Origin of the sequence: Corallococcus silvisoli, from assembly GCF_009909145.1 — a bacterium.
Taxonomy (GTDB): Bacteria; Myxococcota; Myxococcia; order Myxococcales; family Myxococcaceae; genus Corallococcus; species Corallococcus silvisoli.
Window position 1 is genome coordinate 34,967 of the sequence record NZ_JAAAPJ010000009.1, and the last position, 14,086, is coordinate 49,052.

General features: G+C 72.1%; 11 protein-coding genes. 5 read left to right on the forward strand and 6 right to left on the reverse strand.

What is annotated here, in order from left to right; genetic code table 11:
- The first annotated feature begins 15 nt into the window (after nt 1-15).
- Nucleotides 16-777: a ParA family protein gene (locus tag GTY96_RS18940; RefSeq protein ID WP_161665445.1), complete on the forward strand. Its 762-nt coding sequence runs from the start codon at nt 16-18 to the stop codon at nt 775-777.
- Here the strand turns inward: GTY96_RS18940 and GTY96_RS18945 are convergent, their stop codons facing one another.
- Entirely contained in the window at nt 778-2,172 is a 1,395-nt protein-coding gene (locus GTY96_RS18945; RefSeq protein ID WP_161665446.1) for an alpha/beta hydrolase family protein, read from the reverse strand.
- 70 nt (nt 2,173-2,242) lie between these two features.
- Here GTY96_RS18945 and GTY96_RS18950 point away from each other — a divergent pair, with 70 nt between their 5' ends.
- Nucleotides 2,243-3,154 (forward strand): glutaminase, encoded by a 912-nt coding sequence (locus tag GTY96_RS18950; protein ID WP_161665447.1) that lies wholly within the window; start codon nt 2,243-2,245, stop codon nt 3,152-3,154.
- Nucleotides 3,155-3,163: 9 nt separating this feature from the next.
- Here the strand turns inward: GTY96_RS18950 and GTY96_RS18955 are convergent, their stop codons facing one another.
- Together GTY96_RS18955 and GTY96_RS18960 are read right to left on the reverse strand one after the other, a co-directional pair.
- A complete protein-coding gene (locus GTY96_RS18955; RefSeq protein ID WP_161665448.1) occupies nt 3,164-4,090 on the reverse strand; it encodes an alpha/beta fold hydrolase in 927 nt (308 codons plus the stop codon).
- Nucleotides 4,077-4,454: a MerR family transcriptional regulator gene (locus tag GTY96_RS18960; protein WP_161665449.1), complete on the reverse strand. Its 378-nt coding sequence runs from the start codon at nt 4,452-4,454 to the stop codon at nt 4,077-4,079. The genes GTY96_RS18955 and GTY96_RS18960 overlap by 14 nt, the downstream gene beginning before the upstream one ends.
- Nucleotides 4,455-4,570: 116 nt before the next feature.
- Here GTY96_RS18960 and GTY96_RS18965 point away from each other — a divergent pair, with 116 nt between their 5' ends.
- On the forward strand, nt 4,571-5,764 hold the full coding sequence (locus GTY96_RS18965; RefSeq protein WP_328700940.1) for an MFS transporter: 1,194 nt from the start codon (nt 4,571-4,573) through the stop codon (nt 5,762-5,764).
- 18 nt (nt 5,765-5,782) lie between these two features.
- Here GTY96_RS18965 and GTY96_RS18970 read toward each other — a convergent pair whose 3' ends face one another.
- Both GTY96_RS18970 and GTY96_RS18975 read right to left on the reverse strand, forming a co-directional pair.
- A complete protein-coding gene (locus tag GTY96_RS18970) occupies nt 5,783-7,156 on the reverse strand; it encodes a metallophosphoesterase (RefSeq protein WP_161665450.1) in 1,374 nt (457 codons plus the stop codon).
- 15 nt (nt 7,157-7,171) lie between these two features.
- Nucleotides 7,172-8,641 carry a hypothetical protein gene (locus tag GTY96_RS18975; RefSeq protein WP_161665451.1) on the reverse strand — a complete coding sequence of 490 codons (1,470 nt, stop codon included), beginning with the start codon at nt 8,639-8,641 and terminating at the stop codon, nt 7,172-7,174.
- 371 nt (nt 8,642-9,012) lie between these two features.
- Here GTY96_RS18975 and GTY96_RS18980 point away from each other — a divergent pair, with 371 nt between their 5' ends.
- Entirely contained in the window at nt 9,013-9,210 is a 198-nt protein-coding gene (locus GTY96_RS18980) for a DUF6229 family protein (protein WP_143904705.1), read from the forward strand.
- A gap of 115 nt (nt 9,211-9,325) precedes the next feature.
- Complete coding sequence (locus GTY96_RS18985) at nt 9,326-12,190, forward strand: type 2 lanthipeptide synthetase LanM family protein (RefSeq protein ID WP_161665452.1); 2,865 nt, start codon at nt 9,326-9,328, stop codon at nt 12,188-12,190.
- A 51-nt stretch (nt 12,191-12,241) separates the two neighbouring features.
- Here GTY96_RS18985 and GTY96_RS18990 read toward each other — a convergent pair whose 3' ends face one another.
- On the reverse strand, nt 12,242-14,014 hold the full coding sequence (locus GTY96_RS18990) for a DEAD/DEAH box helicase (protein ID WP_161665453.1): 1,773 nt from the start codon (nt 14,012-14,014) through the stop codon (nt 12,242-12,244).
- Nucleotides 14,015-14,086 lie beyond the last annotated feature (72 nt).

The window sequence follows — 14,086 nt, forward strand, 5'->3', positions numbered from 1 at the left end:
GTAGACCCCAGGGCCATGCCGACGATCGCGTTCTGTACCATCAAGGGTGGCGTCGGGAAGACCACCCTGTGCTCGCACGTGGCCGCGGCGCTGGCGGACGCGGGCCGGCGGGTGTTGCTGCTGGACCTGGATCCGCAGGCGCACGCATCGCTGGTGCTGGGCCTGGAGTCGCGCGAGGGCCCGTGCGTGGCGGACGCCTTCGGGGCCCGACCGAAGCACAAGCTGGACGAGGTGGTGGTGGCGTCGCCCAAGCGGCCGGGGCTGTTCATCGCGCCGGGGGCGCCGCGCATGGCGGCGTTGGAGCGCGAGCTGTTCGGCTGGGGCCACCGGCTGCAGGCGATTCCGCGCGCGCTGAAGACGCTGTCGTGGACTCCCGACGTCATCATCGTGGACACGCCGCCGAGCATCGGCGCGTTCACGGAGGCCGTGCTGTGCTTCGCGGACGTGGTGGTGGCGCCGGTGCCCACGGGCGCGTTCGCGCTGCAGGGCCTGGGCGAGATCGAGACGGCGTGGCGCGAGGTGCGCGAGGACGGCGGCCAGCTGGTGGCCGCGGTGAACCTCTGGGACCGGCGCACGCCCGCCACCAACGAGGCGATGGAGGAGGCGCTGAAGGAGGTGACGGTGCCGGTGCTGCGCACGCGCATCCCGCGCTCGGAGTCCATCAACCAGGCGGGGCTGGGCTACGAGGTGGTCTTCGACGTGAGCCCGAACGCCTCTGGCGCGGAGGAGCTGCGCGCGCTCGCCCAGGAGCTGGCGAAGCGCGCGGGCGTGCGCTGATCACGGCGTGGGCAGTCCGGACTCGAGCGCCGTCCGGACGGTGGCGGCGGTGAAGGACGTGCCCCAGACGGCGTTGACCTGCTCCGCGACGAAGGCGGCGCCCGGCTGGAGCGTCCCCTGCGTGGCCTCCAGCATCTGCACGCGCGGGTCGGTGAGCTCCAGCAGGCGTGGCGCCACGTCGCTCACGTCGCGGTCCTGCTCCTGGCTGGCGCGCACACCCCGAAGCCACGCGCCCACGGTGCCCGCCCCGTAGGGGATGTAGAGGGGTTGCTCCGCGCCTCCCAGCTTCACGAGGAGGTGTCCCAGGCTCAGCGTGATGATGACGTTGCCGTGCGTGGAGAGCAGGGGCCCGTGGTCCGGCGGCAGCGTGTTCCAGTCCACCGCGGCCGTGTTCTGGAAGTACATCGGCGTGAAGCGATGGGGCGCCTGGGAGACCAGGGCGCGCGTGTGCTCCACGGGGATGAGGGTGTCCCAGTCGTCGTGGAGGATGAGGAAGGGCGTCTGGACCGTCGCGGCCAGGTGGGCGGCCGTCCAGCGCGTGTAGTCCGTACCGGACGACAGCGGGTCGCCTCCGGTGGTGGCGTAGATGCGGCGGAAGTAGGGCTCGAAGAACTGCTGGTAGCGCGACCGCAGCGCAGCGTCGCTCACGCGCGAGGGAACGACGCGGCTCACGTAGTCCACCTCCTGCGCGAAGTCGGACAAGGGCGAGAGGGCGACGCCCACGCTGGGCACCACCGTCGCGGGTGCGTCCGCCGCGGCATAGAGCGCTTCGTAGCCACCCCAGGAGCCCCCGAAGATGCCGATGCGCGTGGTGTCCACGTTCGGGGCCTGGGCGAGGAAGCGCATGCCCGCGTTCATGTCGTCGCGGTCGTTCTGGAGGTCGCCTCCCGCGTAGAAGCGGCCGAAGACGGCGAGCACGCCGAAATCATGGAAGAGGTAGACGAAGGACTCGCTCGCGACGAGCTCCGGCGTCGTGGGCGTGTAGGCGATGGACGACGAGCCCGGTCCGAAGTGCGGCTCGCTGTCATCGGGGTGCAGGCCTCTGCCGCGCGCGGCCCACTTCGCGTCCACGGCCTCGCCGGTCCACGCGATGCCGTCGTAGGGCCTGGTGAGCACCACGATGGGTGACACGCCCGGCTTCCGGGGAGGGAACCACTGCGCATAGGTGGCCGCCCGACCGGGCACCTCCAGCCGCAGGAGCTGGTATGGCCACGTCTGGCCCGCGGCGTCGAGCGAGCCCGAGCCCAGCTGCGTCACCTGGACGGTGCCCGGGTCCGTGGGCATGTCGTCCGGGGACTGACAGGAGTTCGCGGACGGGCTGGGCTTGCTGCAGCAGGCGGTGGGGAACGAGCCCAGGAAGGCCAGGGCCAGCAGCGTGGTCGAAAGGAGGCGCATGCTCCAGCAGACACCGTGGCGCGGATTTTCTGGAAGTCCGAACCCGCTTTCCAGACGAGGATGAGGGCGCATGGACTACCAGGCGGTGTTGTTGGACGTGTGGGACGCGGTGCGCCCGGTGCTGGGACAGGGGCGCGTGGCGACCTACATCCCGGCGCTGGCGGCGGTGGATCCCCGCCGCTTCGGCATGGCGCTCGCGACGGTGGAAGGCGACCTGTACGGCGTCGGCGACTGGCGTGAGCCTTTCTCCATCCAAAGCATCTCCAAGGTGTTCACGCTGGCGCTCGCGCTGTCGCGGGATGGGGACGCGCTGTGGCGGCGCGTGGGCAAGGAGCCCTCTGGCAACCCGTTCAACTCGCTGGTCCAGTTGGAGTACGAGCAGGGCATCCCTCGCAACCCGTTCATCAACGCGGGCGCGCTGGTCATCACCGACCGGCTGCAACACCTCACCGGGGATGCGCGCGGCACGCTGCGCGACTTCCTCCGGGCGGAGAGCGGCAACCCGTCCGTGGACTTCGATCCGGTCATCGCCGCGTCGGAGGCGGAGCACGGCCACCGCAACCGCGCCCTGGCGCACTTCATGGCCAGCTACGGGAACATGGAGGGCGCGGTTCCGGAGGTGCTGGAGCACTACTTCTGGCAGTGCTCGCTGGCGATGAGCTGCGCGGACCTGGCGCGAGCCTGCGGCTTCCTCGCCCGGCATGGCCAGCTCGCGAATGGTTCACGGCTGCTCACGCGCAGCCAGGCCAAGCAGGTCAACGCGGTGATGCTCACCTGCGGCACGTATGACGCGGCGGGCGAGTTCGCCTATCGCGTGGGCCTGCCGGGCAAGAGCGGCGTGGGGGGCGGCATCATCGCCGTCATCCCCAACCGGTGTGCCCTGTGCGTGTGGAGCCCCGGCCTGGATGCGCGAGGCAACTCGGTGGCGGGCGTGGAGGCCTTGGACCGGTTCACGACGCTGACCGGCCTGTCCATTTTCTGAGATGGGGTGTCAGCGCAGGCCGTCCAGCAGGTCGGCCAGTCGCCGGGGCTGGGACGCGAACGGCGAGTGCGAGGACTCCAGCGTGTCCACGGTGAAGGTGTTGCCCGGCGTGAAGGCATCCGCCTCGCGGATCATCAGGTCCTGGAGGGCAGGGGCCAGGGCGCGGTCCCGTGAGCAGCGAAGGTAGCTGCGGGGGACGCGTCCCCAACGCTCCTTCGTCGCGCCTACCTTGCCGATCCACAGGGACAGCGGGATGTCAGGGGTGAGGGTGAGCGCGAAGGGCAGGAAGGCCGCTTCGTCCACGTCCTGGTAGAAGCCCGCTCGCAGCGCCTCCCGGTACGCCGCGTCGCCGCGAGGGTTGATCCGCACCGCGCCCAGCTTCGCGGGGTCGCCGATGAAGAGGCTCTCGCCGTGGCCGGTGCGCGCCTCGGGCAGGGCGCCGTAGGCGCTGGCGCTCTGGAGGCGCAGCGGGACGTAGGCGCTCAGGTAGACCAGCCGGCCCATGAGGTGCGGGGCCATCTCCGCCGCGCGGGTGATGACCGTGCCCCCCGCGCTGTGGCCCACGAGCACGGGCTTCGGTCCGCCCTGGAGCTTCTCCAGCGCCGCGACCACCGCCGAGGCGCAGTCGTCCAGCGTGAGCTCCGCATGGGGCGAGCGTTCCTCGGCGAAGCGCGCCGCGTCTCCGGTGAGATAGGACGCGGGGAAGCGCGCGTTGAGGCCGTGGCCGGGCAGATCGATGGCCACCACCTGATGCCCGCGGGCGGACAGTGCCTCCGAGACGCGCGTCCAATGCAGGGCGTTGTGCCACGCGCCGTGCACCAGCAGGAACGTCCGGGACTTGCGCGCGGCGTTCGCGGGAGTGGCGGCGAGGCCGACTCCTGTGGGCAGCAGGCCCGTGCCCAGCACGGCGGTCTTCATCACGTCACGACGGTTCATGGGGTGTTCCTTCGTCGGGGGAGGTGTTGGCGTCCAGCACGGCGAGCAGCCGCTCCCGCAGGCGCGCGAGGTCGAAGAGCTGCCGGTCCACTTCGGCCAGCCGCTCGCGGTGGGCCGCGAGCGCGTCCGGGCAGATGGAGTCGGTGACCTGACGGAGCATGCAGGGCGGGAAGGTGGCGATCTCCTCCAGCGAGAAGCCCCGGCGGATCATTCGGGCCACCTGCATCACCTGGGGCACCGCGTCTTCGCCGAAGTCCCGGTAGCCGTTGTCGCGGCGGTGCGAGGCGACGAGCCCTGCCTTGTCGTAATGGCGGATGGAGCGCGCACTGCAACCGGTGCGGCGAGCGAGTTCTCCGATGTTCATCCTGCTCTCCTGGGAACGGACCCTACGGCCTGACACCAGTGGCAACGTCAAGGGCCAGATGGAATGCCACCGAAATGCACGAGGGAATGCCCGAGCGCGGTCTAGGTTGCGCGCCCGTGACCTCCGCCCCGTCCGTCCTCAAGCCCCGCCCCGCGCTCCTCGTGCTTGCCTACCTGGCCTTCATCAGCCTGGGGCTTCCGGATGCCGTGCTGGGCGTCGCATGGCCCTCGCTGCGCGCCACCTTCGGACTGCCGCAGACAGGCATGGGGGCCATCCTCTCCACGGCGGCGGTGGCGTACTTCTTCTCCGGCCTGCTCGCGGGCCGGTTGATGCGGGCGCTCAAGCTGGGCCTCCTGCTGGCGCTCAGCACGGGGAGCGTGGCCCTGGGGCTCGCGGGGTACGCGACCGTGCCGCTGTTCGCGCTCTTCCTGCTCGCCGCGTGCTTCATCGGGTTCGGCTCGGGCGCCATCGACTCCGCGCTCAACAACTACGCGGCCCAGAACTTCGGGCCCAAGCACATGAACTGGCTGCATGCCGCGTACAGCGTCGGCGCCGCGCTGGGGCCCGCGCTGATGACGGCGCTGCTGACTCGGGGCGCGGGGTGGCGGTCCGGATATGCCGTCATCGGGGCGACGCTGGGCGTGCTCGCGATCACGTTCCTCTTCACGCGCCGACAGTGGGATGGGCCGGCGAGGGCGGACGGTGAGGTGGATGCCGGGCACCCCACCGGCTCAGCGCTCGACGCCGTCCGCCGGCCGCGTGTCTGGCTGCAGATCGCCACGTTCTTCTTCTACACCGGCGTGGAGGTCACGGCCGGTCAGTGGAGCTACACGGTGCTCACCGAGAGCCGCGGCCTGCACACCTCCGTGGCCGGCACCTTCGTGAGCCTCTACTGGGGCGCCTTGCTGGTGGGGCGGATCCTGTCCGGCTTCATCGTGGAGCGGCTGGGGCCCGTGCGGATGCTGCGGGTCTGCACCGGGCTCGCGGTGGTGGGCGCGCTCTTGTTCACGCTCCCCAGCGTGCCCCCCGTGGTGGGGCTGGTCGTGTTGGGGTTCGCGCTGGCCCCCATCTTCCCGGGCCTGATGTCGGAGACGCCGCGCCGGGTGGGCACCGACGTCTCCGGACACGCGGTGGGCTTCCAGGTGAGCGCGGCCACCATGGGCGTCGCCGCCCTCCCCAGCCTCGCGGGCTTCATCGCGGAGCGGTGGGGACTGGCGCTCCTGCCGCCATTCCTCGTCGCCTGTGCTGGCGTGCTGGCGGTGGTGCACGGCGTGCTGTCCGCCGTGGCCGACCGCACCGCGACGCGCTGACCGCGCACGCCGTGTGGCTCAGCCGCCGGCTGGGAGCTCCGCGGCTCGCAGCGTCTGGAGGCCTTGCGCCGTCCACTGCGCCAGCCGCAGCGTCGCTCCCGGCGCCGAGGCCCGCGGCACGACCTCCACGCAGGTGAAGCGGTGCTCCAGCCGGGCCCGCTGCTGCTTCGCTGGCTCCAGCGCGGGGTTGGACTGGAGCTCCGCCAGATACTCCGCCCAGTCCGCGTCGGAATCGTCCGGGGAGGGAAGCCGCAAGAGCGAGATCCACGTGCCGGTGTTGGCGTAGACGGGGCCAGGGCCCTCGTGCCAGCGGGCCGCGTGGGTGTGGCCCATCACCACCGCCTGGGGGCTGTATTTCCTGCCCAGCCGCTCCAGCTCCGCGAGCTCGTCCTTCCCAGGCTCGAGCCCGAAGTAGACCGAGCCGGTGCTTCCCGCGACCGAGCGGTGCAGGTGCGCGTAGAGCGCGAAGCCCGCCCGGGCCAGCTTCAGCCGGGCGCGGCCCAGAGCCCCTGGCGTGTCGAAGGCATCCAGGTTCTCCGCGTCGAGCGCGGACAGCAGCGCGTCGACTTCATCGTCACTCAGGTCCACCCGCGCGAGCGTGCGCGCCAGGTGCCCGTCCGCGTCCGATGGGCCCACCGCGTCCATGGGCTCCAACGCGAAGGATGGGGCCAGGCCCCGGTTCTCCAGCAGGCGCCGGATGACGGTGAGCGTCCCGGACGTGAACAGGACCCGGAGCGCTTCGGGCTTCACGCCGAGCCCCACCAACACCGCGCCCTGGAAGTCTGGCTTCAGCAGGTCCATGAACCGCAAGCCATGCCGGTGCTTGAGCGGATTGAGCAGGGTCTTCACCAGGACCGAGCCCGGTGGGTAATGGAACCGGCTCGCGCGCTCCGAGGACAGCAGCGCGTCGTAGTCGATGCGGTTCGTCACGTCGGTGTGCTCACCGTGGGTGACGAGCACTCGGGCGCCGCCGACGCTCAGCTGGAGCGGCGCGGTGCCATCCCGGAACTCCAACCGGGAGGTCACGGAATCGGGTTGCCCCAGCGCCGCGCGCACCACGGCCTGCACGTCGGGCAGGGCCAGCTCCAGGTCATGGTTGCCCACCACCATCGTCACCCGCCCCCCCGCGGCCAGGGCCCGCCCCAGCGCCTTCAGCGACGGCGCCGTCGGCGCGGCGGTCACCAGGGCCCGGGCCTGCTCCACCGCGCGCTGGGTGTCCACCGCGAGCGGGTCGTCGTTGAGCAGGAAGTCGAAGGTGTCCCCGTTGAGGACGACGTGGGTGGGGGGCTGGGCGGAGGCGTCGAGCAGGGCGGGCAGCTCGGCGGCGCCCGCGAAGATGTCATAGGGCCCGCCGTTGCCGAGGTGGAGGTCGCTGAGGATGAGCGTTCGCATCGGTCCATGCTCCTTTCAGGGAAGCGCCTGCAGGTCGTTGTGCCGGAGGCTCACGGCGGGGTCGCCGAGCACCGCGTAGTTGCGAGCGTCGTTGCGCTCGATCCACCGGTGGAGCAGTTCGCGGGGGGCCAGCTTGCCATTGGAGGTGTTGGCATCCAGGTGCGTCAGCAGGATGTTGTTCGCGGCGGAGAACCGGTCGCGGAAGTCGCGCAGCGCGTGCCCCACGGGCATGCCGGCCATGATCTTCCACAGCGTGTTGCGGAACGGGTGCACCGTGGTCTGCGCCATCTGGAGCGGCTTGATGGAGAAGCCCCAGGCCCGCTCCACGTGTCCGATGACCGCCAGCGCGCCGCCGTTGGGATGGGCCAGCAGCCGGCGGGGCAGGGCCGCGACGAAGGGCGCGGCGGCCAGGGCCTCGCCACTCCGGGCGGCCGTGAGCGGGAACTCATCCTGGGCGGGCGTGCCCGCGCCGAAGCACGCGAAGAAGAAGGCCACGAGCCCGTGGAGCCGGGCGTCATCCCGGATGTCCGAGGCCGCCACGTAGTGCGCGGGCGCCATCCCGCCAAAGCCCGTCCAGTCCTGGCTCAACAACGCGCCCTGATGCTGGAGCTGGAGCGGATCACCCGCCTTGAACCCGACGCCGTGGGACGCGGTGAAGAGCACCGCCGGCCGCGCTTCCCGGCCGTGGAGCGCGGCGAGCAACCACTCCTTGGTCGCGTCGTCCTCGAGCGCGTCACGGCTGGCGTAGCGGAGCTTCGCGGCCACCGTCTTCGCGATCTGCGGAGGTTGATCCGCGGGAGCGCCCCGGAACAACGGGGCGACGAGGCTGTCGGCGCTGAGCTCCGTGGAGCGGTCCCCCAGGTGCTTGGGTCCCCAGCCCACCACCTGCCGGTGGTTGGGCACGGAGGCGCCGGTCTCATATGCCACGACGCTCTCCGCGTATCGCGTGTACTCCGCCGGGGTGTCGAAGGAGAGGCGGCCCACGGAATAGGAGAGCGACAGCGAGTGCTGCACGTCGAACGGGATGACGTCCGGTCCTCCCACGAGCAGGAGGTAGTAGGGCACGGCCGTTGGCTCCACGTCGCCAATGGGCGCGCCGTGGCGCTCCAGGAACTGATGCGCCGTCTCTCCCGGCTGGTACGTGAGGACATGGAACCGATCCGCCTCCGCGCGGCCACGGCGGTGGTCGATCAGCGGCTCCAGCCCCCGGCGAACCGCCTCCGGGACCGACGCGGCGAACACCACGCCCCAGCCGGACTGCGTGTAGTCCTCTGGTGGTGCGTCCGGCGGCAGCCCGAAGGACACCCGCATGGGGAGGTGCTGGAGCCACTTCTTCCAGGCCTCGAAGTACTCGGCCTCCGCCCGAGGCTCCGCCACCTCCGCGGCCGCGGGCAGCGCGATGGGCGGCACCAGATACTGGCCCGTGACGCCATCGATGCCGTTGAGGATCAGCGGGTCTTCCGCTCTGGGAATCGGGCGCTCCACGTTCACCTCGTCCGTTCATCCTAAACGTCCCCTCCCACCAGGAGAGAGCGGACACGAAGCCGGGCTGTCGGCCCCAGGGCTTTCGCTACGGACAGAGGGTCGGGAGGGGGACCCTGGGCTCCGCCCGCAGGGCTGGCTGTCGCGCAGTCCACAGCCCACTCGCCCCACGGGGCAGGGGCGTGGTGGCAATCCCTTACACCCCATTCGCGCAGGCCTGGAGTCATGGCGTGGCGATGAAAGTCATTCCGGAATAATCTGTCTTTGTCCTGCTGCGTCTGGCATTGCGAAGAACGTCTGTGTTCAAGTGTTCCTCGCGTCCGGCGTGATGGCACCCCTCGCCACGCGCGGCTGGCCGCAAAGGGAGAACGCTCATGACGAAGAAGCCCGAGGTCCAGGATGTGGTGAAGGGCTGGCTGTCCGGTGATGAGGAGTCCCAGGGAATGACCAACCCGGCGGGCCCGGTGTTCGTGGGAGGTGCGCGAACCGAACAGGCGCTCACCGAATCCAACCTGGTGGCGGACACGGGCTGCAGCAGCTGCACCGCCTCCGCCCACGTCTTCTGTTGTTGATCCGCGGCGGACACCCCTCGTCCGCCTGAAGTTCCCCTCCGGCGCCTGCCCCGGGTGCCGGAGGGCCCATCCCCGCGTCCCTTCCGCCGGTCCCCATCCCCCAGGGAGCCCCCACATGGTGCACGAGGAAGCGTCGATGGTCGCCGAGGTCCCCCCTGCCGGGTGGCTCGCGCGCCCCGTGAATGTCCTGCTGGCGCCGCACCTGGACGCGCTGGCGGAGCGGCTGTCGCGGACGGACGGACTCTCATCCGCGGAGCGCGACGTGGTGGAGGCGGCGGCACGCGAAGCGCTGGGCTTCAGTGCCCAGCTCAAGCTCAACCGGGTGCTGCTGCTGGAGCTGCACGCGGCGGGGCTGGAGGGCCGGCTCGACGCCACGGACACGCAGGGTCGTTGGGCCCAGTTCCTCGACCGGGCCTGTAGCTCGGGCTTCCACGCGCACCTGCGCGCCCGCTATCCACCGCTGCTCGACCGGATCGCCACCGTGGGCCGGCTCCAGACCCAGGGGGTGCTGCGGCTCGCGGACCGGTTCGTCGCGGACCGGGAGGCCCTGGCCACGCTCCCCGGACATCCCCGGGGCGCCCTCAAGGGCCTGCGGCTGGGCCAGGGGGATGCCCACCGGGGCGGACAGACGGTCGCGCTGGTGGAGCTGGAGGACGGCACGGTGCTCTACAAGCCCCGGTGCGTGCGCGTGGACCGCGCGCTGACGGGGCTGCTCCTGCGGCTGCTCGCGCCGGACGCGGAGGCCACGCGGATCCGCGTTCCCGAGGTGCTCGTGCGCTCCAGCTACGGCTGGGCGGAGTTCGTGTCGCATCGCTACTGCGAGGGCCCCGCGGAGCTGGCGCGCTTCTACCGGAACCTGGGGCACTGGCTCGCGGTGATGCGGCTGCTGGGAGGCACGGACCTGCACTCGGAGAACCTCATCGCGCACGGGCCGGTGCCCGTGGTGGTGGACGTGGAGAGCCTCTTCACGCCGGATCCCCCGGTGCCTCCGGCGGAGCGCGGGCTGGCGGTGGACCTGGCCGCGAAGGCCATCCGGGGCACCGTCCTGCGGACCGGGCTGCTGCCGGTGCGCAGCGGGGGACCGGGGCTGGGAGGCCTGGACATCTCCGCCGCAGGCTCGCTCCCGGGACAGCAGCCGCGCATCTCCGTCCCCACCATCGTGGATGGGGGCACGGACGGGGCCCGGCTGGGCATGACGCGGGTGGACCGCCCCCCTTCGAGCAACCACCCCAGCCCCGAGCCCGTGCTCGCGCGCCACTGGGACCAGGTCGTCGAGGGCTTTCGCGAGCTCACCGCGCGGATGAAGTCGCTGGACGCGCACGGAGACCTCCGCCCGTTGCTGGAGCCGTTCGCGGGCGCGGTGGTGCGGCGGATCCTGCGGCCCACGCAGACCTACGCGGAGCTGATGCGCATGCTCTGGCACCCGGCTTCGCTGCACGACGCGCCCAAGGCCCATGCGCGGGCGCGGGACGTGATGCGCCGCAACGCCGAGGTCTCTCCCGGAGCCCCCTCCGCGGTGTCCCTCATCGACGAGGAGATCGCCGACCTGAGCGCCGGCGACATCCCCGTGTTCACCGTGCCGGTGTCGCGCGGCTTGATCGACACCACCGTGGCGGCCTGGCGTTCGGTGGACGTGGCGCTGGAGGAGATGACCATCCAGAGCACGCTGGTGAGCGCGTACCTCAATGAGAAGGCCCTGCCGCCGCGCGTCCCGGCGCCGTCCACGCCCGCGCGCCGGGAGCAGCTGGACTCCCGCAGGAGGGCGCTGCTGTCCACGCTGGTCCGCCGCGTGCGCGACGCGGCCGTGCGCGGACCCGACGGGACGGTCACGTGGATCAGCCCGGTCCTCGCCGAGTTTGGCTGGGCGGTGCGGCCGCTCTCCGCGGAGCTCTACAGCGGCCAGGGCGGCGTCGCGGTGGTCCTGGCCCAATACCAGCGCGAGGTGCACCACGGCCGCGCGGAGCCGGTGGAGGATCTGGCCCAGACGCTGGAGGGCACGCTCGCGGTGCTGCGCGCGACGGAGGACCGGGTCCCCGTGAAGCAGCCGGGTGGCTTCTCCGGGCTCGCGTCCCAGGTGTGGATCTGGTCCACGCTGCACGACCTGGGCACGGTCCCTGGCGCGCTGGAGCGGGCCCGCTCACGCGCGGCGGCGCTGACGCGCGAGGTGCTCGACGGCGACGGCCTGCTGGAGGTGCTGGGCGGCGTGGCGGGCACCATCGTTCCGCTGCTCAACCTGGTGGATCAGACGGGCGAGTCCCGGTGGCTGGACATCGCGGCGCACGCGGGCCGGCGGCTGGAGGACGCCGCGTCGAGCGCCACGGGGGACGCCCGATGGGCGACGTCGATGTTCCCCGACCCCATTGGCGGCTTCGCGCATGGCGCGGTGGGCATCGGCTGGGCGCTGGCGCGTCTGGGATTGAGCGCCGCGGGCTCCGCGGCGGACCGGCGGCGGTGGCGGAGCCTGGCCGAGCGTGCCTTCGACTTCGTGGAGGGGCTGTACCGGCCGGAGCCCGGCCTCTGGACGGACCTGCGGCGCCCGGACGCCACGGATCAGCTGACCACCTGGTGCCACGGCAGCACGGGCATTGGACTGGCGGCGGCGGACCTCTTCGCGCGCACCGGGGCCTCGCGCTACGAGTCGCTGTTCCAGCGCGCCCGGAGCGCGGGCCTGCGTGAGGGCTTCGGCTGGACCCACACCCTGTGTCATGGCGACCTGGGACTGTGGGAGCTACTGGAGACCGGGCGGCGCGTCGCTCCTGATCCCCAGGCGCCCGACCGGGAAGGGCTGGACGCGGAGCTGCTCTCCGGACTGGAGGCCCGCGGACCGGTGGCGGGGCTGGCCCGCGACGCGTTCTCTCCGGGACTGATGGCGGGGCTGGGCGGCGTCATCCACGCGCTGCTGCGCATGCACCCGGAGAGCCGGCTCGCGTCACCGCTGCTGCTGGGGCGCGCGCCCGACATGGATCCGGACGCGCCCTGAGCCCTGGCGAACCCACCGGCCCTGGACGCGGGCCGGTGAGCAGGCGGTGCTTCAGTCGCGGGTGTCGCGGCGGACCGTGACCTTGCGGCCGCGCAGCGTGGAGCCCTTCAGCGCGGAGATGATGCGCGCGGCATCCGGCTCCGGCACCTCCACGATGGAGTACATGTCCGCGATGTGGATCGCGCCGATGCGCGAGGAGTCGAGCCCCGCCTCGCCAGCGATGGCGCCCACGAGGTCCGCCGGCCGCATGCCCGCGGTGCGGCCCGCGCCGATGAACAGGCGCGTGACGTTCCACTCCGGCGCTCGCGCGGCGGCCCGCGTGTCTCCGCGCTCCCCCCGGTCGGCGCGGGGCGCCCGCGCAGGGCGGTCACCCCGGTCGGGACGGTCACCCGCCCGGCCCGGAGGCCCGGAGCGCTCCGGGCGCGCCGCGAACTTCCGCTCCGTCGGCGCCTGCACCTGCGGGATGTCCTGCTCGGTGGCCTCCTTGCCCTCGTCCTCCTTCTCCTGGAGGAGCTTGATGGCGGCGGCGGCCACGTCCATGACGCTGAACTCGGTGGACAGGTCCTCCACCACCCCGCGGAAGGCCTCCAGCTCCCCGCCGACCAGCGCCTCGCGCAGCGACGAGCGCATCATCTCCATGCGGCGGGCGCGCAGGTCCGACACGGTGGGGACCGCGGAGACCTCGATGCGCTGGCCCGTGAGCCGCTCGATGTTGCGCAGCAGCCGGTGCTCGCGGGGCTCCAGCAGGGTGATGGCCACGCCCTCGCGCCCGGCGCGGCCGGTGCGCCCGATGCGGTGCACGTAGGCCTCCGGCGCGTTGGGCACGTCGAAGTTCACCACGTGCGTCAGCCGGGGGATGTCCAGGCCGCGCGCCGCGACGTCCGTGGCGATGAGCAGGTCCGCCGCCTGGGACTTGAACTGCTTGATGACCCGGTCGCGCTGCTCCTGGCTCATGCCGCCGTGCAGGGCGTGCGCGCGCCAGCCACGGCCGTTGAGGGACGTGGTGAGCTCATCCACCTCCGTGCGCGTGCGGCAGAACACGATGGCGGCGGCGGGGGACTCCAGGTCCAGCACCCGGCCCAGCGTCGCGATCTTGAAGGCGCGCGGCACGATGTAGGCGGTCTGCCGGACGCGGGGCATCTCCCCGGCCTCCAGCTTCTCCTTCGCGATCCGCACGCGCACCGGCTCGTTCAGGTGGCGCTCCGCGATGTTGGCGATGCGCGGGGGCAGGGTGGCGGAGAAGAGGGCGGTCTGCCGCCCCTCGGGCGTCTCGGAGAGGATGGCCTCCAGGTCGTCCGCGAAGCCCATGTCGAGCATCTCGTCGGCCTCGTCCAGCACCACCGTGCGCACCTGGTCCAGCTTCAGCGTCTTGCGGCGCAGGTGATCCAGCGCGCGGCCCGGGGTGGCGACGACCACGTCCACGCCGCGCTTGAGCACGCGCAGCTGCCGGCCGATCTCCTGGCCGCCGTAGAGCGGCAGCACGCTCACGCCCAGCTTCTGGCCGTAGCGGTGGATGGCCTCGGACACCTGCATGGCCAGCTCGCGCGTGGGCACGAGCACCAGCGCGGAGGTGCTGTGGGGCGTCGCGGCGCCCGGGACGAGGTGCTGGAGGAGCGGAAGCGAGAAGGCGGCGGTCTTGCCGGTGCCGGTGGCGGCGATGCCGAGCAGGTCCTTTTCCGCGAGCAACGGCGGGAGCGCGGCGGCCTGGATGGGCGTGGGCTCTTCGTAGCCGAGCGACGTCAGCGCCTCGACGAGTTCGGGCTTGAGCCCGAGGGCGTCGAAGGTGGGGGTTTCAGGGGCAGCGGGAGGCGGGGGAGCTTTCACAGGGCGGCTTGTACCACTTCCGCGCCCGGGCGGCGGACTTGGGACGTCAGGTCCGTTCAGGGCCGTACTCAG